Origin of the sequence: Thermomonospora sp. CIF 1, assembly GCF_001896795.1 — a bacterium.
GTDB lineage: Bacteria > Actinomycetota > Actinomycetes > Streptosporangiales > Streptosporangiaceae > Thermomonospora > Thermomonospora curvata.
In genome coordinates, this window is the sequence record NZ_MOYN02000026.1 from 80,335 (window position 1) to 100,535 (window position 20,201).

The window sequence follows — 20,201 nt, forward strand, 5'->3', positions numbered from 1 at the left end:
GGCCGGGCGGTTCGCTGAGCGCATCCGTCTCGGTTGCAGCGCGGCCGGACGGACACGACCGCTTTGCAGAACACCCACCGCCCGGCGGCAGATACCCGATCCACCGCGGCGCCCGCAGGCCTCCCGCCTGCGGGCGCCGCAGGTGAAGAACATCCGCAAACGACCGCACAGCGAACCGGCCTCGATCCCGGTGGCCCGCCCAATCGTCCAGACCGGCCACCGAGCCTCCCGCCGACCGGTGCAGCGCAGTCCCCTCGAGCCGTCTCGGCCCCGGGTCGATACGCAAGACGGTGAACCTCTCAGCAGCGTGAACGAGGCGAACCGCGACGGCGTGCGCCCGGCCCTGCGACCTGCGCGCCCACCCCGAGGACGGGCCGCAGCCCGCAAAGACCGGCACCGGGCGTTGCCCGCGGTTGTCCGCATCTCGTCCTCCAAAGCCCGGCATGCCGGTGTCAGGGCAAGCCGCCGAGTCCCGGCGGATCAGGCGTCCAAAGCCGGGGCCCCAGGTCACAGGGCCAGGTCGCGGCGGCGGAACGCGCCGATGCCCAAGCCGGTGAGGGCGACGGCCACCGCCAGCAGTGACACCAGCGGGGTCGCGGCGGGGTCGGCGACCGGCAGGTACGGCACGTGGCTGAACGGGGAGACGTTCATGACCGGCTGCGGCAGTTCCAGCAGCGGGCCGAGCTGCGAGATCAGCAGGCAGGCGACCAGGGCCGTCCACGACAGCGCCACCGCCCACCGGGGCAGCGCGCCCAGCGTGAGGACCACCAGCCCGGCCAGGACCAGCGCGGCCGGGGCTTGGGCCAGGGCGGCGCCGAGCAACTCCAAGGTCTGGGAGAAGTCACCGCTGGCCATCCCGTGGCTGAGGGCGGTTCCCAACCCGAGGAGCAGCAGCAGCGCGACCGTGCCGAGCATCGCGCAGGTGATGTGGCTGAGCATCCAGCGCGGCCGGCTCACCGCGGTGGCCAGGACGGCCTCCAGCGGCCCGGTCTCCTCGGCGCGAATCCGCAGCAGGGCCTGGACGGTGTACCCGGCGATGACGATGCCGAAGATGCCCATGAACGCGGCGAAGTAGGCGTCCACCATGTTGGCACCGCCACCGCCGATCTGGGCGAAGTACTCCTTGAGCTCGTCGCTGGTGGCCAGCAGTTCCTCGGCCTCGCGGCCGAGCGCGCCCATCGTGACGGCCATGATCGCCACGCCCACGCTCCAGCCGAGCAGCACCCCGCGCTGCAGCCGCCAGGCCAGGCCGAGCGGGCTGAGCAGGGTGCGCGGCGCGACGGCCGGGCCGCGCCGCACCGGCATCATCCCGGTGCCGACGTCCCGGTGGTCGGTGAGCCGGTAGGCCGTCCACACCAGGGCCGCGAAGAAGACCGGGTACAGGGCCAGCACCCACCAGCGTCCCCCGGCATAGGGATGGAGTTGCTGCCCCCAGCCCACCGGCGACAGCCAGGACGGCCACAGGCTGGTGACCGATGTCCCGTCGGGCGTGGGCTCACCCAGCATGTCCCCGATGCCGCGCACCAGGAACGCCAGCCCGAGCACGGCCCCGGCCAGTCCGTTGGCGCCGCGGGCGCTCTCGGAGAGCTGGGCGGTGACCGCGGCGACCCCGGCGAACGCGATGCCCGCCCCGCCGAGGGCCAGCCCGAACCCCGCCGACCCGGCGGCCGGCAGGCCGATCGCCACCAGCGTCCCGGCCATCAGCAGCGCCAGCACCGCGTTGGCGAGCACGGCGACCACCAGCGCGGCGGTCAGCATCGCGTACCGTCCGACGACCGCGGCGCCGACCAGCTCGGCCCGGCCGGTCTCCTCGTTCTGCCGGGTGTGCCGCACCACCGCCATGATGCTCATCAACGCGACCAGGACGGCGGTGAACCCATAGGTCTCGGTCGCCGTGATCGAGCCCACGCTGGGGTCGGCGACGGCCCCGTTGAACACCCGGGAGACCGCGCTGCCGGCGTTGGACATCGCATAGGCGAGCCGTTCCTGCTCGGTCTGGTAGAGCCCTTGGATGCTGGACGCGCTGGCCGCCACCACCCCCGTCAACGCCAGCAGCCAGACCGGCAGTTGCACCCGGTCGCGCCGCAACGCCAGCCGGACCAGCCTTCCGGTCCCGGCGAACATCCCGGCCGCCCCGCGCGTGCTCTCATGCCGCCCGCCCCCGCCGGTCAGGCTCCGCGCCTTCTCGTGCCGCCCTTTCACGCCCACCGGGTCCCCTTCGTGACGGACGCCCTCTCCCACCGGCTTTTCCACCCGCCCAGCGGGCAAGCCCCGCCCGCTCCCCAAGGCTCGCCCGTCCACCCGGCCATCGCTCGTCGGCTCTTCCGGCCGGGCGGCGGAGGTGTTCGTCTCGGCCGCCGGAAGCAGGTCGTCGCCCGCGGCGTTCTCGCGGCGGACGCCGCCCTCCGGGGTCTTCGGGCGGGCGGAGGTCACGGCCGGTTCGTCCGGCGCAGGAGGCTCGTTCATCGGGGGTCTCCCGTCTCGGCGGGGCGGGGCTTGGGCCGGGGAGGGGCGTCGTAGTGGCGCATGAACAGTTCCTCCAGCGTGGGCGGGGTGCTGGTGAGGGCGCGCACGCCGAGTTCGGCCAGGTGCCGGTGGACGGTGTCCATGTGCTCGGAGTCCACCTGGAAGCGGGCGCGGGTGCCGTCCAGGTGCAGGTCGTGGACGCCGGGCAGGGCGTCCAGGCCGGTGATGGGGCGGGCGGTCTCCACCGAGATGGAGGTGCGGGTCAGGTGGCGCAGCTGGGCGAGCGTCCCGGACTCCACGGTGCGGCCGTCGCGGATGATGCTGATGCGGTCGGCCAGCGCCTCGACCTCGCTGAGGATGTGGCTGGACAGCAGCACCGTCTTGCCTTCGCGTTTGGCCTGGTGGATGCAGTCGCGGAAGACCGCGTCCATCAGCGGGTCCAGCCCGGAGGTGGGCTCGTCCAGCAGGTACAGCTCCACGTCGGAGGCGAAGGCGGCGATCAGGGCGACCTTCTGCCGGTTGCCTTTGGAGTAGGTGCGGCATTTGCGGGTGGGGTCGAGTTTGAAGCGTTCGATCAGCTCCTCGCGCCGCCGCTCGTCGAGCCCGCCGCGCAGCGCGCCGAACAGGTCGATGGCCTCCCCGCCGGACAGGTTGGGCCACAGGTTGACGTCGCCGGGCACGTAGGCCAGGCGGCGGTGCAGCGCCACGGCGTCCTTCCAGGGGTCGCCGCCGAGCACGACGGCGTGGCCGGAGTCCTTGCGCAGCAGCCCCAGCAGCACCCGGATGGTGGTGGACTTGCCGGCGCCGTTGGGGCCGAGGAAGCCGTGCACCTCCCCGGTGCGGACGGTGAGGTTCAGCCGGTCCAGCGCCCGGACGTCGCCGAACGTCTTGGTCAGGTCGGTCACTGCGATCGCGTCGCTCATCGCGGGGTCCTCGTCGTCAGCCGCCTCCCGGCCGTGCGGCGCGAACCCCGGGCCGCACTGACCGGCGGTCAGCATCCAGCTTAGGCTTCCGCCCCGCCCCGCACCAGGGCCCTATGGTGGAAAAGTGGACGGCACAACGGCCCCCGGCACCCGGGCGCGCATCATGGAGACCGCGCTCGAGCTGTTCTCCGAGCAGGGCTATCAGCGCGCCTCCATGCGGGAGATCGCCGAACGGGCGGGCATCACCAAGGCCGCGGTCTTCTACCACTTCCCGTCCAAGGCGCACCTGCTGGCCGCGCTCAGCGAACCGCTGATCGAGGACGTGGAAGAGGCCCTCAAGAGCGCCATGTACGAGGCCACCGCCCGCCCCGCCCCCGATCCGGACCGGGCGCGGTGGCTGATGATCGAGCGCCTGCTCGACATCTACCTGCGGCATCGCGGCCTGCTGCGCATCTTGATGCACGACCTGACGCTGCTGGCCCACGACCACGCCTTCCAGCGTTTCGTCGGACTGCTCCACCAGGTCCACCAGATCGTCGCCGGCCCCGACCCCGACCTGCGCCGGGGCGTGCGCGCGATCCAGGCCATCGCGATGATCAGCGACCCGGTGGTCTTCTACGCCGACGCCCCCGACGACCGCCTGAAGGCCGAGATCCTGTCGGGCGTGCGCCTCCTGCTGGAGGACGTCCCCACCGCCCCGCCCGCGCGAACTCCCGCACCCCCGCGCCCGCGCCGCCGCCCCGGCCGCCCCACCGTCCTGGACGCCGCCAAGCTCGCCCAGGCCCGCCGCATGTACCAGGCCGGCACCCACAGCGTCTCCGAGATCGCCGCCGCCCTCGGCGTCTCCCGTGCCACGATCTACCGCCACCTCACCGAACCCACCGACCCCTGATTTTGCGACAGTTCTGAGACAGTTTTGAGACGGTGCGGGACGGAGACACAGGCCCACACGCGCACACCGCCTGCGAACGACGGCCCACCGCCCCATCGGACCGAGAACCCACCGGCGAAGCCGACAGCGACCGCCCCGCCGGCCCCTCCAGATCGACGCGGCAGCCCCTTTTCTCTCGGTTCTGAGGGCTCCTAGCGGCCCGGATAAGCAACGGCCGGCTCAACCGCAGTGCCGCGCCCCCGTGGCGGCCAGCTCGAACCACACCGTCACCCGGCCGGCCCCATCCCGCCCCCAGCCCCACCGTTTCGCCAGTTCCTGCACGATCAGCAGCCCTCGGCCGCCCAGCGCCGCCGCCGATGGCACATGCGGCTCCGTGGACGTCCCACCCTCGTCGGTGACCTCCACCCGCACCCCCTCATCGGTGACGATCACCGTCACCCACACGCGCCCACCCGGCTTCCCCGAATCGGTGTGCCGGACCGCGTTCGTGACGACCTCGCAGGCCGGCAACTCCGCGTCCCCCAGGTCCACCCCCGTCCCGGTCAGCACCCGGCGCAGATACGCCCGCACCTCACGCACGTCCACCCGCGCCACCGCCGGGCCTCCCTCGCCGGGAAACCGCCGCGCCGCCACGAACCGCACCGCGGGCACCAGCCCGGCCCCCGCCAGCAGCCCCGCCGCGCTCACCAGTCCACCCCCGCCGCGACGGTCGCCCGCACCTCATCCACGCCGTCGGCCGGACACCGCCACCCCGGCAGCGCCCACCGTCGTCCGCTGCGAACCACGACCGCTCCAACCGGAGGCCGCCCTCCGTCCCGCCTCACCGTGACTCTCCAACACGGTCCGAGGCGTGGCGGGGACGGCAGGGGCCGTAGTACTCCTCGGCCTCCCGCACTCTGGCCAGCAGGTCGGCCGGAGTGCGCCCTTCGGTCAACCCGAACCACGGGTACGGAGGCCGGGGCATCGCCCACCAGCGGCGGGTGTAGTGGCCGTACCAGAACACCCACCGCCCACCGGTCCGGCATTCCAGATCGTTCACCGCATCCGGCCCGAACACATCGGCAGCGGTGCGCTCCGCAGGACCGGAGGCACGGGACGGCGGCACGTGCTGGAGCCTCTTCATGGCAACCGAGATCTCCGATTCATAACCGGGCCCCGGGCATCTCCGACGCTCGCGCCACCAGGCCGGGGCCTTCTGCATCCGTATGGTCCACGCGCCATGTCCACCGACCGACAGGCCCTGGGAGCACGCCTGCGCGCCGCCCGGGAAGCAGACCCCTACTGGTCCCGCGAACAGATGGCCCGGCTGCTCCGAGCCGCCGCCGACCCCCGCGAACTGGAATCCGGGACCATCGCCCACGTCAAATCCCTGGCCCGCCGCATCAAAGCATGGGAACGCGGAGACGCCGTCCCCGCCCTCAAATACCGGCGCCTGTACGCCCGCGTCCTGGAAACCACCGAGGAAGAACTGTTCGGCGAACTGGCCAATACCCCCTGGTCGAGTCGGCTGGAGCAGCCGGCGCCTGCCGACCACAGCCGGCTGTGGGAGGGACTCACGCCCGACGATGAGGAGCGCCTCGCCCGGGCCATTGCACGGCCCGCCCGCGTGGACAAGGCGGTCGCTCGTTCACTGGCGACGATTCTGGCGTCCCAGCGACGTATGGACGACGTAGTGGGACCGGCCGCGATCCTGCCCGCCACCGCTGTCCAGGCCACCACTGCGCTACGGCTGCTGCGGGAGGCACGGGGACAGGTCCGGGATGCGCTGCTGCCCGTGGCCGCCGAGTGGGTGCAGTTCCACGGGTGGCTGCACGCCGAGCTACTCGATACACCTAGGGCGATGCAACTGCTGACCAGCGCTGAGGAACTCGCCGATGAGGCCGGCGACGGCACACTGGCGGCTCAGGCGACGAACTTCAAGGGCTACCTGGCCCGCCGGCTCGGCCTGCCGCGGGGGATCGTCCGCCACTTCATGACCGCCTACCACACCCCCGGCGCCCACCCCGCCCAGCGGCTCGGTGACGCCGTCCAGGCCGCACAGGGGTATGCGCTGCTGGGGGATCGCCGGACCGCGCGACGGTTGCTGGGGGAGGCGATGGCGCTGTCGGATGAAGCGGCCAGGGAGCTCCCTCCCGGGACGGCCTACTGGCTCACTCCCGACTACCACCACCTGAACATCGGGCTGGCGCTGCTGTCGATGAAGGAGCACGCTGCGGCCGCAGAAAATCTGCAACACGGACTGCAGACGCTGCCCGCCGACCAGCAGGGCGCCCAGTGGGCTGAGGAGTACCGAGTGGCCCTCGCCCACGCGCAGGAGCTGTCGAGCTGAATGGTCACAGCCAGTCAAACCGCGTCTCATGCCCCCCACGCGCCATGTCCACCGACCGACAGGCCCTGGGAGCACGCCTGCGCGCCGCCCGGGAAGCAGACCCCTACTGGTCCCGCGAACAGATGGCCCGGCTGCTCCGAGCCGCCGCCGACCCCCGCGTCCTGGAAACCACCGAGGAAGAACTGTTCGGTCTCGGCCATGCCTCGGCCCCGCCGTCGCGCCCGTCCTGCTTCAGCGGGGAACTCCCACCTGATGAAGAAGAACGGCTGATCTTGGCCGTCCAGCGGGCCGTCCGGGCGGATCTGAGCGTGGTGGAATCACTGGCGACCGTCCTCGCCGCCCAGCGCCGCACCGAGGACGCGATCGGATCGGCGCCCCTCCTCGAACCCGTGGGGGCGCAACTGAACGCCCTTCAGGCACTGGTGCTCGACGCACGCGGCAAGGTCCGGCTGCCGCTGGTGAACGTGGCCGCCCAGTGGGCGCAGTTCTACGGCTGGCTGAAAGCCAACACCGGCCACCCTGACGAAGGACAGGCGTGGCTGGACCGGGCGCTGGAATGGGCGACCGAGGCCGACGATCGCAACCTGATCTCCGAAGTGCTCAGCTTCAAAGGCCACATCGCCTGGATGGCCGGGCACGTCGACCCCGTCATCGGCCTGTCGGCCGCAGCGCAGCGCGACCGCGGGCTGTTCCCCGGCCAGTACGCGATGTCCGCGGCGCAAGAGGCCCGCGGCCATGCCATGGCCGGCGACGCCGCCCAGGCCGAACGCAAACTCGACAAGGCCGACGAACAAGCCGCCGCCGCCCGGGAACGCGCCGCTGAGGCTCCCCCGTGGCTGTACTACCACTCCCCCGGCTTCTTCGAGCTGCAACGCGGCCTGACCTACCGCTACCTGGGCCGCCGCCACAAGCCCTACAACCGCCGCGCCCTCGAAGCGATCACCAGCGGCCTGGCCCGCCTGCCCGAGGAGATGCGCCGCTCGGAGTGGGCAGGCGAGTTCATCTACCAGCTCGGCCGCACCCACCTGCAAAACGGCGACCGTGACCAGGCCGCAGCGCTGGCCGATGACCTCACCGAGATGGCAGAACGCCTGCGCTCCGACCGCCTCGCCCGGCAGGCCCATGCACTGCGCTGACCGCGCATGCCCTGACTATGAAAGGAGGACGCCCCGCCACCTTCAAAGGCCACGTGCCGGGATCTGCGTCCGGCAGGGACGAAGAGGAGCCTGCCGGTCCGTCAGTCCCGACACCTGAGACCGATTCCTCGCACTGCCACTTTGCTGCGCCGCATCACTGCCCGAGCGCGCAGCGCCGACGCCCCGTCCACTGTGACGGACGTGGCCAGCAACCTGCCCTCACGCTGGATCGTCCCCCTGAACGATCTTGTAAAGAGCTTCGAGAGTAGGAGTCCCTAAGATGCCCCTGAGCCTTCCTGGTCCGCGTTGGCGTAAGAGCAGCTACAGCGGCCACAACGGCAACTGTGTGGAAGCCGCAGCCGGTCACGGGGTAGTGGCGATCCGCGACAGCAAGACTCCAGCAGCCTCGTATCTCATTCTGCCGGCCGACCACTGGCGGTCGTTGCTCACCGCGGTGAAGCGCGGCGCCTTCGACCGCTAGCACCTCAGACGCCCACCAAGCGCGGCCGTGTCGCAGTCCCTTCATCGGTTCAAGGTCATCTCCAGACCACAGGCCTGCTGCACCGCAGCACTGCCCGAGTGCGCCACGTCAACGTCCTGCCCACCAAGGCCGACCTGGCCAACGGCCCTGTCCTCACACTGGGCAACGCCCACTCGGAAGATCCAGCCGGGATCGACCGGCGGAAAGGTACGGGCTGACGCTCAATCAAGTAAGGGGTGCCTTCTGCCGTCCTCAGAGGAGTGAGCCGGAAGCTGCAGCAGGTGAGGGTTGGGAGGATCTTGCCGTGGTCGGCCGGACCCGGCCACCCCGGTCCGCTCTCGTGTTCTCGCGATTACTTTCGGTACAGGATGCTCGGCTGATGCTGTGAAAGGCGATCATCATGAGCGCGGGCAAGCATGCAGGAAAGCCCAAAGACAAGCCCTTCGAGCCAAGCGAGGAGATAAATCTCGACACCCCGGCCCCAGAGGGCGGTGGCAAGCACAGTAAGGGCGAGAACAAGTAGCGGTGGCGTCTGCCAGTGATACGGCCGGGCATGTCGATGCCTTGATCAATGCCTTGGCCGACAGAGTGGAGGCGTCCGAGGTGTGGCGGGAGGCGATGCACCGGGCGCCACGGCAACCGGTTCGTGCCGGATTTGGTGCTGGTCCACCCGCTGGACGCCCCACCTCACCTCGTTGATCGAGCCTCTGTTCCAGAGGGCTGGTTGAAAGCCGTCTACTCGCCGGCCGCGCTGGTCACCCAGCTCGATGACGGGGTCACCGACCTGGCCATGGGGTCGGGGGACTACACCTCCTCGTGCTCGGCGCCGGATGTGGTGTTCTCGTTCCTGGAGTTGCTGGATCCCTACGACCACTACCGAGTACTGGAAATCGGAACCGGCACCGGATGGACGGCCGCCCTGCTGACGGCCAGGCTCGGCGACGGACGGGTCGTCTCGATCGAAGTGGACGAGCAGATCGCCGCGCAGGCGGAGACCAATCTGAAAGCCGCCGGGCCGCACCCGCGACTGATCGTCGGAGACGGCGCAAACGGCTGGCCGGACGGTGCCCCTTACGACCGGGTGCACGTCACGTGCGCAGTACGGGACGTCCCCTACCCGTGGGTGGAACAGACCAGACCCGGCGGAATCATCGTCCTGCCCTGGTCACCCGGAATCGGCCACGGCCACCAAGTCCGCCTGCACGTCCAGCGGGATGGGACGGCGCTCGGCCGACTCATCGGGAGTGCCGATTACATGATGCTGCGCTCCCAACGTCGCACATGGAGCTGGGAAGGGGACGTCGAGGAGGCGACCACGCGCATGGATCCGCGCGAGGTGGTGCGGGACTCCATCGGCGCCGACCCGGCGCTGGCCGCGCTGCCTCCCGGGGTACGGCTGCTCGAACAACCAAGCCCTGACAACGGCACCTATACGCTCTGGTTGGCCCACGAGGACGGCTCGTGGGCGACAGCGCGGTTCATCCCGGATGCCGACGAACACATCGTCCGCCAGCACGGTCCGCGCCGGCTGTGGGAGGAGGCCGAGGAGGCCTACTTCCGGTGGCAGTCGTGGGGACGTCCCGGCCGCGACCGGTATGGGATCACCGTCACTCCCGAGGGGCAGCATCTGTGGCTGGACGATCCTTCCCGCGTGCTCGCATGAGCGAGCGGACTTGACGGGAATCAGGCGTCGCTCCTGAGAAGGTTCGTTTGGGCGCCGGTTCTCGGCATGCCCTAGGTGCGCTTCCTTGCAGGGTGGTCCGGCCGCCCCAGGCGGCCGGACCGAGAGAACGTCGTGTGCTTGGGATCTTGTTGGGCGGTCCGGTCGAGTGGTGGCAGTCCCCGCACGTGGCGGGAACTGCCACCGATGACGCGTTCACGGGGTGAGGGGTGGCGTCCCGGAGGTGCTGCTCGGGCGTGCCGGTGAACCGGGTCAGGGCAGGCGGGCCGGTTCGCCCTCGGTGTCGAGGAGGGCGGCGGCCACCCGGCGCTGGTGGTGGGTGGCGTCCCCCCAGGCGGCGGCCAGGGTCCAGGCGCGGCGCATCCAGCGGTGCAGGTCGTATTCGAGGGTGTAGCCGATGGCGCCGTGGACCTGGAGGGCCTTGCGGGCGGTGAGCAGGGCGGCCTCGGAGGCCATGGCCTTGGCCATGGAGCAGTCCCGCGAGGCGGTGGGGGCGGACCTGGCCAGGGAGTAGGCGGCGCGGTAGGCGGGGGGACGGGCGAAGTCCACGGCCACCAGGGCGTCGGCCAGGTGGTGTTTGACGGCCTGGAAGGAGCCGATGGGGCGGCCGAACTGGGTGCGTTCCTTGGTGTAGGTCACCGACATGTCGATCATGCGGCGGGCCACGCCCAGCAGGTACACCGCGGTCAGGGCGGCGCCGCGGTCGCGGGCCTCGGCCAGCAGGGCGCGGGCCTGCTCACCCTCGGCCACCGGGACGTGCTCGACCGCGGTGGTGAGGGCGCGGGCCGGGTCGGTGGACGGCTGAGCCTGCCCGGCCTTCGCGGTGCAGATCGCGCCGTCGCGTTCCACCAGGATCAAGTCGGCGCGTTCGCCGTGCGGGATGTAGGGGCCGTCGGCGAACACCACCAGGGCCTCACCGGAGGCCAGCTTGGGCAGCCACTCGTCCGCCGGCTCCCCGCCCAGACCGGCCAGCAACCGGGCCGCCACCGAGGCCTCCACCAGCGGGTCGGCCAGGGCCGCCCGCCCGGCCTCCTCCAGCACCGCCAGCAGGTCGGTCTCGTCCCCGCCCAGGCCGCCGTGGGATTCGGGGACGAGCACCGCGGTGGCGCCCAGTTCGGCCAGGGCGGCCCAGTGGTCGGCGTCCGGTTTGGCCATCAGTTCGGCGGCGACCGTGCCGAACTGTTGCTGTTCTGGGGTCAGGCCGAGCCTCACTTGGCCTCCTTGGTGACGGGACGGGGTTCGCGGGGCATGCCCAGCACCCGTTCGGCGATGATGTTGCGCTGGATTTCGTTGGTGCCGCCGTAGATGGGGCCGGACAGCGCGAACAAAAAGCCGTCCAGCCAGCGTCCACCGGCCACCGCATCGGGCGCCTGGCCGGTCAGCTCGCCGCGGGCGCCCAGCAGCCGCAGCGCGGTCTGATGGAGGTGCAGGTCCATCTCCGACCAGAAGATCTTGTTGATGCTGGATTCGGGACCGATGCTCTGCCCGTCCTGGACGCGGGTGAGGGTCTGGAAGGTGTACAGCCGGTAGGCGTCGGCGTTCATCCAGGCCCGCGCCACCTCCAAGCGTTCGGCCTCGCCCAGGCCCTCGGTCTCGCGGGCCAGCGCCACCAGCCGGTCGGCGGCGGCCATGAACCGGCCGGGGGAACGCAGGGTCAGGCCGCGTTCGGAGCCGGTGGTGGACATCGCCACCTGCCAGCCCTTGCCGACCCCGCCGAGCACCTGGTCGTCGGGGACGAACACCTCGTCGAAGAAGACCTCGGCGAAACCCGGTTCGCCGTCCAGTTGCTTGATGCCGCGCACGGTGACGCCCTCGGCGTCCAGCGGCACCAGGAAATAGGTCAGCCCGTGGTGGCGCACCGAGTCGGGGTCGGTGCGGAACAGGCCGAACAGCCAGTGCGCGTAGGCGGCGCGGGAGCTCCAGGTCTTCTGCCCCGACAGCAGCCAGCCGCCGTCGGTGCGCACCGCGCGGGAGCGGACCGCGGCCAGGTCGCTGCCGGCCTCCGGCTCCGACCAGCCCTGCGCCCACACGTGCTCGCCGGAGGCCATCGGCGGCAGGAAGCGTTTGCGCTGCTCCTCGGTGCCGAACTCGAACAGGGACGGGGCCAGCAGGAAGATGCCGTTCTGCCCGACCCGGGCGGGGGCGCCGGCCCGGTAGTACTCCTCTTCGAAGATCAGCCACTCGGCCAGCGAGGCGCCGCGCCCGCCGTACTCCTTTGGCCAGGTCACCACCGACAGGCGCGCCTCATACAGCTTGCGCTCCCACTCCTGGTGGGCGGCGAAGCCTTCGGGGGTGTCCAGGGACGGCAGCGGCTCGGCCGGGACGTTGGCCTCCAGCCAGGCGCGGACCTCGGCGCGGAACGCCTCTTCTTCGGGCGTGTAGGTGAGGTCCATCAGGCCCCTTCCTTCTTGTTGCGCGCCGCCATGGAACGGGCGTCCTGCCCGGCGAGGGAGTCGCCGCCGACCTCGGCGTTGTGGGCGTGGGCGAAGTGGTGCAGCCCGAACACCGAGTCCATGCCGGCGTGCAGGCCCATCAGGTCCTCGGCCTGGTTGATGGCCTTCTTGGTGAGGGCCAGCCCGAAGCGGGGCATGGTGGCGATCTTCTCGGCCAGCGCCATGACCTCTTCTTCCAGCCGGTCCCGGGGGACCACCCGGTTGATCATGCCGAGTTCCAGGGCGCGGGCGGCGCTGATGCGCTCGCCGGTGAACAGGAACTCCTTGGCCTGGCGGGGGCCCATCACCCAGGGGTGGGCGAAGTACTCCACGCCGGGGATGCCCATGCGGACGACCGGGTCGGCGAAGAAGGCGTCGTCGGAGGCGACGATCAGGTCGCACACCCATGCCAGCATCAGCCCGCCGGCGATGCAGGCGCCCTGCACCATGGCGATGGTGGGTTTGGGGATCTCCCGCCACCGCCGGCACATGCCCAGGTAGACCTCGGACTCGCGGGCGTAGCGGCTCTCCCCGCCGGCCTTGCCGACGTGGTCCCACCACAGCGAGGCCTTGCGTTCGAAGGTCTGGTCGGCGTCGCGGCCGGGGGTGCCGATGTCGTGCCCGGCCGAAAAGTGCGGCCCGGCCCCGGCCAGCACGATCACCGCCACCTCGTCGTCGTCCACCGCCCGGTAGAACGCCCGGTCCAGCGCGTAGGTCATGGCGGAGTTCTGGGCGTTGCGGTACTGCGGCCGGTTCATCGTGACCACGGCGATCTTGCCGCGCCGCTCGTAGCGGACCACTTCCTCGGTCATCGCGCTTCTTCCTTCCGGCGTCAGGGGTGCTGGCTGCTGACCGAGACGACTTCGCCGGTCATGTAGGAGGACAGGTCGCTGGCGAGGAACACCACCACGTTGGCGACCTCCTCGGGGGTGGCGGCCCGGCCGAAGGCCTCGCGGCGGGTCAGTTCCTCCAGCAGCTCGCGGCTGACGGTCTTCTCCAGGAACGGGTGCATGGCCAGGCTGGGGGCGACCGCGTTGACGCGGACGCCGGCCGGGGCGGCCTCCAGCGCCACGCACCGGGTGAAGGCCATGACGCCGGCCTTGGCGGCGGCGTAGTGCGCCTGGTTGACCTGGGCCCGCCAGCCCGACACCGACGCCATGTTGACGATCACGCCGGATTTGCGGGGCAGCATGTGCCGCAGCGCGGCCCGGGTGGCGCGGAAGACGCTGTTCAGGCTGATGTCGATGACCCGGTGCCACTCTTCGTCGGTCATCTCCACCACGGCCTTGTCGCCGCCCAGCCCGGCGTTGTTGACCAGCACGTCGATGCGGCCCTCGGCCTGCACGGTCTGCTCGATCAGGGCGTCCACCTGGGCGGTGTCGGCCACGTCGCAGCGGATGGCGGTCGGCTTGTCCCCCATGATCTCGGTCAGCCGCTCGGCGGCCTCGCCCAGCCTGCGCTCGTGGATGTCGCTGATCACCACCCGGGCGCCTTCTTCGGCGCACCGTTTGGCGGTGGCGTACCCGAGCCCCGCCCCGGCCGCCGCCGTGACCAGGACCACCCGGCCTTCCAACAACCCGCTCAACTCGCAACTCCCGCCTTGGACTGGTCCAGCCGTGCCTACCTTCCGTCCCTTCCGGCCGCCCGGCGGGTCCCCTGGCACGGCGCGGCCGGCTCGGTCAGGTGGCCGGGCCACTGTCGCATGGCGGGCGGGGGTGAATCCGGGGCCGTCCCATCCAGTAGGAGCGAACGGAGCAGGCCCCGCCTGTCTGTTCATTCTTTTAGAAAATAAAGATTTTCTAGACCGCTGTGAGGCGGCAGGGAGGACACGTGGCGGAGGCCGTGATCGTGGCGACCGCGAGGTCGCCGATCGGGCGGGCGCATAAGGGCTCGCTCAAGGACATCCGGGCCGATGAGCTGACGGCCCAGGTGGTGCGGGCGGCGCTGGCGAAGGTCCCGCAGTTGGACCCGTCCGACATCGACGATCTGCTGTTGGGCTGCGGGCTGCCCGGCGGTGAGCAGGGCGCCAATATGGCCCGGGTGGTGGCGGTGCTGCTGGGCTATGACCACTTGCCCGGGGCGACCGTGACCCGCTACTGCGCCTCGTCCGTGCAGAGCACCCGGATGGCCTTCCACGCCATCAAGGCCGGCGAGGCCGACGTGATCATCTCGGCGGGGGTGGAGAGCGTCAGCCGCGGCAAGGCCGGCACCAGCGACCGGCCGCCGGGCGGCGGCGACCCGTGGGAGGCCGGGTGGCGCAACCCGGTCTTCGCCGAGGCCCGCGACCGGGCCGCCGCGATGACCGCCTCCGGGTCCTGGCGGGACCCGCGCGCAGCCGGCCTGCTGCCGGATGTGTACATCGCGATGGGGCTGACCGCCGAGAACGTGGCCGCCGTGGAGGGCGTCACCCGCCGCGAGCAGGACGAGTTCGGGGTGCGCAGCCAGAACCTGGCCGAAAAGGCCATCGCCGACGGCTTTTACGCCCGCGAGATCACCCCGATCACGCTGCCGGACGGCACCGTGGTGGACACCGACGACTGCCCGCGGCCGGGGACGACCCTGGAGAAGGTCGCCGCGCTCAAGCCGGTCTTCCGCCCGGACGGCACGGTCACCGCGGGCAACTGCTGCCCGCTCAACGACGGCGCCGCCGCCCTGGTGATCATGAGCGATGTCAAGGCCCGCGAGCTGGGCATCACCCCGCTGGCGCGGATCGTCGCCACCGGGGTCTCGGCGCTCTCCCCGGAGATCATGGGGCTGGGCCCGGTGGAGGCCACCCGCAACGCGCTGCGCCGCGCCGGGATGACCATCGACGACATCGACCTGTTCGAGATCAACGAGGCGTTCGCCGCCCAGGTCATCCCGTGCGCCCGGCAGTTGGGCATCCCCATGGACAAGCTGAACGTGCACGGCGGCGCCATCGCCATCGGCCACCCGTTCGGCATGTCCGGCGCCCGCATCACCACCACGCTGATCAACGGCCTGCAGAGTACGGACAAGACGCTGGGCCTGCAGACCATGTGCGTGGGCGGCGGCCAGGGCATGGCCATGATCATCGAACGCCTGTCCTGACCGTCTCCGCCCTCACGGCCCGTCCGGGCACGCCCCGCGGCCGGGACGGGCCGGCCCATGCTCGCGAGGCCTCTTTCAACACACCGTCTCTACAGGCCGAGACCGGGCCTGGCGGCCAGGGGCAAAGCCGTGACCTGCAATGCCGCAGCACCGAAGACCCGTCGAGGCTCCCGTCCCCGGCGCCCTGGACCACGTTGGGAAGGTTCAGTGGCGGCGCAGGCGGGTTTTGAAGGGGTTGGAGGAGACGACCTCGACCGGGCCGGGGTTGGACGCATAGCGCATGGTGTTGTCGAGGTGGACGCGGGCGAAGCGTTCCAGGGCCTCGGCGTCGCCCCGTTCGATCAGGCGCATGATGCGCTCGTGGGCGCGGATGCCGGACTCGCGGCGTTCCACGTCGGGGAAGTCGCCGGACTCGCTGGCGCGGGCCGCCCACTGCTGCTCCTGGGAGGACCACAGGGTCTCCAGCGTCCCGACCACCAGGATCAGGGTCTGGTTGCCGCACAGTTGCACCAGTTCCTGGTGGAAGCGGCGGGTAACGCGGGTGAACTCCACCTCGTCCTCGACGGCGGCCAGGGTCTGTTCGTGGATCAGCCGCAGCCGGGGCAGCACCTCGGTGTGCCGGTCCTCGCGGGTGGCGCACAACGCGGCGCACATGGGTTCCAGGCGTTTGAGGGCGTCCCCCACGTCGTCGTAGCCGATGCCGCGGAACTGCATGACCAGGCCGATCATGTAGGCGGCGTGGGCGGGGGTGGGCACGTGCACCACGGCGCCGCCGCGGTTGCCGCGCTGCACGGTGATCAGACCCTCGGCCTCCAGGATGCCCAGGGCCTCGCGCAGCGAGGGCTTGCTGACCTCGAACTCGCGCAGCAGCTCGTCTTGCGCGGGCAGCGCGTCCCCGTCCTTGAGCTCGCCGCTGAGGATGCGGTCGCGCAGGATGGCCGCGACCATCTCGGCCACCCGCGGTTGGTGGAGCTGCACGTTCGACTCCTTGTAGGCGAGCCCGGCGAGCCACACAGGCTAGGGGAGCTGCGGCCCGGTGCCGGGGTGAGCGCCCGCAGGACGGGCAGATCGTGATCCTGCCGCCGGGCGACGCCGGCGGTGCGGCCCCCGGCCCGCTCAGTGGGACCGCCGGCCCTCCTGCGGCGGCGGAACTCCTATCCTCACCAATCTTATAGAAGATTTAGCTCTCACCAGGGAAGGAGCCGCGGCGTGAAGCGAACACCCAGCGGCGCCATCGCGTGGCAGGTCCACGACGACGGGCCCGACCGCGGGATCGCCGAGGTCGTCATGGACCGGCCCCCGGTCAACGCGCTGACCGTGGCCGGTTGGTTCGAACTGGCCGAGACCGTGCGCTCGCTCGGCGCCGACGAGAGCGTCCGGGCACTGGTGCTGCGCGCCGAGGGCCGCGGTTTCAACGCCGGCGTGGACATCAAGGAGATCCAGGCCGACCCGGGCTATGACAAGCTCATCGGCGCCAACCGCGGCTGCTTCGCCGCCTTCGCCGCCGTCTACGAGTGCCAGGTCCCGGTGATCGCCGCGGTCGCCGGCTACTGCCTGGGCGGCGGCATCGGCCTGGTCGGCAACTCCGACATCATCGTGGCCTCCGAGGACGCCACCTTCGGGCTGCCGGAGGTGGACCGGGGCGCCCTGGGCGCCGCCACCCACCTGGCCCGCCTGGTGCCCCAGCACAAGATGCGCGCCATGGTCTACACGGCCAAGCCCGCCACCGCCCAGGAGCTGCACGCCTGGGGTTCGGTGCTCGCGGTCGTCCCCCGGGAGCGGCTGCGCGAGGAGGCCTTCGCGGTGGCCCGCGAGATCGCCGCCAAGAGCACCCGGGTGATCCGCGCGGCGAAAGAGTCGCTGAACGGCATCGACCTGTGGGACGTGCACCGCAGCTACCGGTACGAGCAGGGCTTCACCTTCGAGCTCAATTTGTCGGGCGTCTCCGATGAGGCCCGCGCGGCCTTCGTGGAGGGCCGGGAGGCGAAGTTCGACCAGTGAAGGGGCGTCAGTTGAGCGGCAAGAGGATGTCGGAGGCGGACGTCGTCGCCCGCCTGTCCGACGGCATGACCATCGGCATCGGCGGCTGGGGCAGCCGGCGCAAGCCCATGTCGATCGTCCGGGAGATCTGCCGGTCGTCGCTGAAGGATCTGACGGTGGTCTCCTACGGCGGCCCGGACGTGGGGATGCTGTGCGCGGCCGGCAAGGTCCGGCACGTGGTGTTCGCGTTCGTGTCGCTGGACACCATCCCGCTAGAGCCCTACTTCCGCAAGGCCCGCGAGTCCGGCGCCGTCACCGCCAAGCAGATGGACGAGGGCATGATGCTGCTGGGGCTGCAGGCCGCGGCCTGGCGGGTGCCGTTCCTGCCCACCCGGGTCGGGCTGGGCTCGGACCTGCAGCGCATCGACCCGTCGCTGCGCACCGTCACCTCCCCCTACCCGGCCCCCGGCGGCACCCACGAAGAGCTGATCGCCGTGCCCGCGCTGCACCTGGACGCGGCGATCGTGCACGTCAACCGGGCCGACGAGAACGGCAACGGGCAGTTCCTCGGCCCCGACCCCTACTTCGACGACCTGTTCCTGGAGGCCGCCGAGCAGCGCTTCATCTCCTGTGAGCGGATCGTCCCGACCGCCGAGCTGACCGCCTCCGCCCCGCTGCACACCCTGAAGATCACCCGGATGATGGTGGACGGGGTGGTGGAGGCCCCCGGCGGCGCGCACCCCACCTCCTGCGTCCCCGACTACCCCCGCGACGAGGCGTTCCAGAGGGACTACGCCGCCTCCGCCAAGGAGCCCGACGGCTGGGAGCGCTTCTCCAAGGAATGGATCGACGGCCTGGACGAGGCCGCCTACCAGGCGAAGCTGAAGGGGTGAGGGACGTGACCGAGCAGACCCTCCACAAGGTGCGGCGCGCCGACGTCTGCGCCGTCGCCATCGCCGACTGCTTCCGCGGCGACGGGGAGATCCTGGCCAACCCGATCGGGAACCTGCCGGTCCTGGGCGGACGGCTGGCCCGCGCCGTGCATGAGCCGCAGCTGATGATGACCGACGGGGAGGCCTACCTGACCGGCGACGTCCCGCCGCTGGGCACCGCCCCGGAGGTGATCGAGGGCTGGAACCCGTTCCGGCGGATGTTCGACGTGGTGTGGGGCGGCCGCCGGCACGTGATGATGGGCGCCAGCCAGATCGACAAGTACGGCAACCAGAACATCGCGGCGATCGGCTCCGACCCCGACAAGCCGGTGCGGCAGCTCATCGGCTTCCGCGGCGCCCCCGGCAACACCATCAACAACACCACCAGCTACTGGATCCCCAACCACAGCACCCGGGTGTTCGTGGAGAAAGTGGACCTGGTGTGCGGCATCGGCTATGACCGGGCCGCCGAGCTGGGCGAGGTGGCGCGCTTCCACAACCTGCGGCACGTCATCACCAATCTGGCCGTGCTGGACTTCGAAACCCCCGACCACCGGATGCGGCTGCGGTCGGTGCACCCGGGCGTCACGGTCGAGGACGTGGTGGCCAACACCGGTTTCGAGCTGGTCATCCCCGACCAGGTGCCCACCACCCGCACGCCCACCGACGAGGAGATGGCCGTCATCGAACGGCTGGACCCCGCGGGCCTGCGGTACCGCGAGGTGAAGGACTGATGCATCCGGCGCTGCACACCCGGGCCTGCGAGCTGTTCGGGATCAAGTACCCGATCGTCCAGACCGGCATGGGCTGGGTGTCGGGCGTGCACCTGACCGCCGCCACCGCCGCGGCCGGCGGGCTGGGCATCCTGGCCGCGGTCACCATGTCGGACGAGCAGATGCTGACGGCCGTCCGCGAGATGCGCGAGCGCACCGACGCGCCGTTCGGGGTGAACCTGCGTCCCGACCAGCCCGACATCGCCGAACGGGTCAAGGCGCTGGCCCGGGAGGGCGTGAAGGTGGTCTCCTTCGCCGGCGCCCCCACCAAGGACACCGTCTCCCGGCTGCACGACGCGGGCGTGCTGTGCATCGTCACCGTGGGGATGCGGCGGCACGCCGAGAAGGTCGCCGCGCTGGGCGTGGACGCGGTGATCGCCCAGGGCGGCGAGGGCGGCGGCCACACCGGCTCGGTGCCCACCTCGCTGCTGCTGCCGCAGGTGGTGGACGCGGTCGGCGCCGACATCCCGGTGCTGGCGGCCGGCGGGTTCCACGACGGCCGGGGGCTGGTGTCGGCGCTGGCCTACGGGGCGGACGGCATCGCCATGGGCACCCGGTTCCTGCTCACCCAGGAAAGCCGCGTGCCCGAGCCGGTCAAACGCGACCACTACCTGAAGGCCGGCGTCACCGACACGGTGGTGACGTCGGCGATCGACGGGCGTCCCCAGCGGGTCATCCGCACTCCGTTCGTAGAGGCCCTGGAGCGCCAGTCGCCGTGGCGGCGGGGCGTGCGGATCCTGCGCGCCAGCACCCGGATGAAGGAGCTGACCGGGCAGTCCCCGCTCAAGGCCGTCCGGGAGGGCCTGGCGATGCGCCGCGAGCAGGGCCTGACGTGGTTCCAGGTGGCCAGCGCCATCAACGTCCCGCTGCTGATCAAGGCGGCGCTGGTGGAGGGCCGCCCGGAGGCCGGGGTGCTGCCCACCGGGCAGGTCACCGGGGTGGTCGACGACCTGCCCACGGTCGCCGAGCTCATCGAGCGCATCATCGCCGAGGCCGAGAGCACCCTGCGGCGCCTGGAGTCCGGCAAGCGCCCGTAGTGGCCGCTCACCGGCGCGTCTTGGGCGACACCGGCACGTCCCGGCCGGTAAAAGTCTGAGCACACGCGGT

The 20,201-nt window shown here is 71.3% G+C and carries 19 protein-coding genes; 10 read left to right on the plus strand and 9 right to left on the minus strand.

All coding sequences use genetic code 11. The features are described from left to right. Positions 1-507: 507 nt before the first annotated feature. Positions 508-2,466 carry an ABC transporter permease gene (locus BUE48_RS22880; protein WP_286991000.1) on the minus strand — a complete coding sequence of 653 codons (1,959 nt, stop codon included), beginning with the start codon at positions 2,464-2,466 and terminating at the stop codon, positions 508-510. Then, positions 2,463-3,389: an ABC transporter ATP-binding protein gene (locus BUE48_RS22885; protein WP_286991001.1), complete on the minus strand. Its 927-nt coding sequence runs from the start codon at positions 3,387-3,389 to the stop codon at positions 2,463-2,465. The genes BUE48_RS22880 and BUE48_RS22885 overlap by 4 nt, the downstream gene beginning before the upstream one ends. A gap of 124 nt (positions 3,390-3,513) precedes the next feature. On the opposite strand from BUE48_RS22885, the gene BUE48_RS22890 reads away from it, so the two are divergent. Continuing rightward, a complete protein-coding gene (locus BUE48_RS22890; RefSeq protein WP_286991002.1) occupies positions 3,514-4,281 on the plus strand; it encodes a TetR family transcriptional regulator in 768 nt (255 codons plus the stop codon). A 219-nt stretch (positions 4,282-4,500) separates the two neighbouring features. Here BUE48_RS22890 and BUE48_RS22895 read toward each other — a convergent pair whose 3' ends face one another. Both BUE48_RS22895 and BUE48_RS22900 read right to left on the minus strand, forming a co-directional pair. After that, a complete protein-coding gene (locus BUE48_RS22895; RefSeq protein WP_286991003.1) occupies positions 4,501-4,968 on the minus strand; it encodes an ATP-binding protein in 468 nt (155 codons plus the stop codon). Between the two features lie 133 nt (positions 4,969-5,101). Then, positions 5,102-5,404, minus strand: coding sequence for a hypothetical protein (locus BUE48_RS22900; protein WP_286991004.1), 303 nt, complete (start codon positions 5,402-5,404; stop codon positions 5,102-5,104). A 96-nt stretch (positions 5,405-5,500) separates the two neighbouring features. Here BUE48_RS22900 and BUE48_RS22905 point away from each other — a divergent pair, with 96 nt between their 5' ends. The 4 genes from BUE48_RS22905 to BUE48_RS22920 all read left to right on the plus strand — a co-directional run bounded on the left by BUE48_RS22905 (position 5,501) and on the right by BUE48_RS22920 (position 9,890). Next, the gene (locus tag BUE48_RS22905) at positions 5,501-6,610 is read left to right on the plus strand and encodes a helix-turn-helix domain-containing protein (protein ID WP_286991005.1); all 1,110 of its coding nucleotides are present in this window, start codon (positions 5,501-5,503) and stop codon (positions 6,608-6,610) included. Positions 6,611-6,654: 44 nt separating this feature from the next. Continuing rightward, complete coding sequence (locus BUE48_RS22910; protein WP_286991006.1) at positions 6,655-7,746, plus strand: NsdA family TPR-like regulatory protein; 1,092 nt, start codon at positions 6,655-6,657, stop codon at positions 7,744-7,746. A 280-nt stretch (positions 7,747-8,026) separates the two neighbouring features. After that, entirely contained in the window at positions 8,027-8,227 is a 201-nt protein-coding gene (locus BUE48_RS22915; protein ID WP_012854912.1) for a DUF397 domain-containing protein, read from the plus strand. Between the two features lie 724 nt (positions 8,228-8,951). After that, positions 8,952-9,890, plus strand: a complete 939-nt coding sequence (locus BUE48_RS22920) for a methyltransferase domain-containing protein (RefSeq protein WP_286991007.1) — start codon at positions 8,952-8,954, stop codon at positions 9,888-9,890. 270 nt (positions 9,891-10,160) lie between these two features. Here the strand turns inward: BUE48_RS22920 and BUE48_RS22925 are convergent, their stop codons facing one another. Genes BUE48_RS22925 through BUE48_RS22940 form a run of 4 tightly spaced genes read right to left on the minus strand, consistent with a single transcriptional unit; the run spans position 10,161 to position 13,925 of the window. After that, on the minus strand, positions 10,161-11,120 hold the full coding sequence (locus tag BUE48_RS22925; protein WP_286991008.1) for an acyl-CoA dehydrogenase family protein: 960 nt from the start codon (positions 11,118-11,120) through the stop codon (positions 10,161-10,163). Further along, positions 11,117-12,301, minus strand: a complete 1,185-nt coding sequence (locus BUE48_RS22930) for an acyl-CoA dehydrogenase family protein (protein ID WP_012854916.1) — start codon at positions 12,299-12,301, stop codon at positions 11,117-11,119. Before BUE48_RS22930 ends, BUE48_RS22925 begins: the two co-directional genes overlap by 4 nt. After that, on the minus strand, positions 12,301-13,152 hold the full coding sequence (locus BUE48_RS22935; RefSeq protein ID WP_012854917.1) for an enoyl-CoA hydratase: 852 nt from the start codon (positions 13,150-13,152) through the stop codon (positions 12,301-12,303). The genes BUE48_RS22930 and BUE48_RS22935 overlap by 1 nt, the downstream gene beginning before the upstream one ends. 20 nt (positions 13,153-13,172) lie before the next feature. Then, complete coding sequence (locus tag BUE48_RS22940) at positions 13,173-13,925, minus strand: SDR family oxidoreductase (protein ID WP_012854918.1); 753 nt, start codon at positions 13,923-13,925, stop codon at positions 13,173-13,175. A gap of 245 nt (positions 13,926-14,170) precedes the next feature. Between BUE48_RS22940 and BUE48_RS22945 the strand changes: the two genes are divergently transcribed. Beyond that, positions 14,171-15,409, plus strand: a complete 1,239-nt coding sequence (locus BUE48_RS22945; RefSeq protein ID WP_012854919.1) for an acetyl-CoA C-acetyltransferase — start codon at positions 14,171-14,173, stop codon at positions 15,407-15,409. A gap of 204 nt (positions 15,410-15,613) precedes the next feature. Here the strand turns inward: BUE48_RS22945 and BUE48_RS22950 are convergent, their stop codons facing one another. Further along, entirely contained in the window at positions 15,614-16,387 is a 774-nt protein-coding gene (locus BUE48_RS22950; protein WP_012854920.1) for a FadR/GntR family transcriptional regulator, read from the minus strand. 231 nt (positions 16,388-16,618) lie between these two features. On the opposite strand from BUE48_RS22950, the gene BUE48_RS22955 reads away from it, so the two are divergent. The 4 genes from BUE48_RS22955 to BUE48_RS22970 are packed head-to-tail and all read left to right on the plus strand — an operon-like array spanning position 16,619 to position 20,131. Beyond that, positions 16,619-17,410: an enoyl-CoA hydratase family protein gene (locus BUE48_RS22955; protein ID WP_012854921.1), complete on the plus strand. Its 792-nt coding sequence runs from the start codon at positions 16,619-16,621 to the stop codon at positions 17,408-17,410. Between the two features lie 26 nt (positions 17,411-17,436). Then, a complete protein-coding gene (locus BUE48_RS22960; RefSeq protein WP_012854922.1) occupies positions 17,437-18,282 on the plus strand; it encodes a CoA transferase subunit A in 846 nt (281 codons plus the stop codon). Positions 18,283-18,287: 5 nt separating this feature from the next. Then, positions 18,288-19,055 carry a CoA-transferase subunit beta gene (locus BUE48_RS22965; RefSeq protein ID WP_286991009.1) on the plus strand — a complete coding sequence of 256 codons (768 nt, stop codon included), beginning with the start codon at positions 18,288-18,290 and terminating at the stop codon, positions 19,053-19,055. After that, a complete protein-coding gene (locus BUE48_RS22970; protein ID WP_012854924.1) occupies positions 19,055-20,131 on the plus strand; it encodes an NAD(P)H-dependent flavin oxidoreductase in 1,077 nt (358 codons plus the stop codon). The genes BUE48_RS22965 and BUE48_RS22970 overlap by 1 nt, the downstream gene beginning before the upstream one ends. Positions 20,132-20,201: the final 70 nt, after the last annotated feature.

Coding starts and splice junctions, on each gene's coding strand:
- BUE48_RS22880 (WP_286991000.1), bottom strand. CDS start 2,466: ATGAACGAGCCTCCTGCGCCGGACGAACCGGCCGTGACCTCCGCCCGC.
- BUE48_RS22885 (WP_286991001.1), bottom strand. CDS start 3,389: ATGAGCGACGCGATCGCAGTGACCGACCTGACCAAGACGTTCGGCGAC.
- BUE48_RS22900 (WP_286991004.1), bottom strand. CDS start 5,404: ATGAAGAGGCTCCAGCACGTGCCGCCGTCCCGTGCCTCCGGTCCTGCG.
- BUE48_RS22905 (WP_286991005.1), top strand. CDS start 5,501: ATGTCCACCGACCGACAGGCCCTGGGAGCACGCCTGCGCGCCGCCCGG.
- BUE48_RS22910 (WP_286991006.1), top strand. CDS start 6,655: ATGTCCACCGACCGACAGGCCCTGGGAGCACGCCTGCGCGCCGCCCGG.
- BUE48_RS22915 (WP_012854912.1), top strand. CDS start 8,027: ATGCCCCTGAGCCTTCCTGGTCCGCGTTGGCGTAAGAGCAGCTACAGC.
- BUE48_RS22930 (WP_012854916.1), bottom strand. CDS start 12,301: ATGGACCTCACCTACACGCCCGAAGAAGAGGCGTTCCGCGCCGAGGTC.
- BUE48_RS22935 (WP_012854917.1), bottom strand. CDS start 13,152: ATGACCGAGGAAGTGGTCCGCTACGAGCGGCGCGGCAAGATCGCCGTG.
- BUE48_RS22960 (WP_012854922.1), top strand. CDS start 17,437: ATGTCGGAGGCGGACGTCGTCGCCCGCCTGTCCGACGGCATGACCATC.
- BUE48_RS22970 (WP_012854924.1), top strand. CDS start 19,055: ATGCATCCGGCGCTGCACACCCGGGCCTGCGAGCTGTTCGGGATCAAG.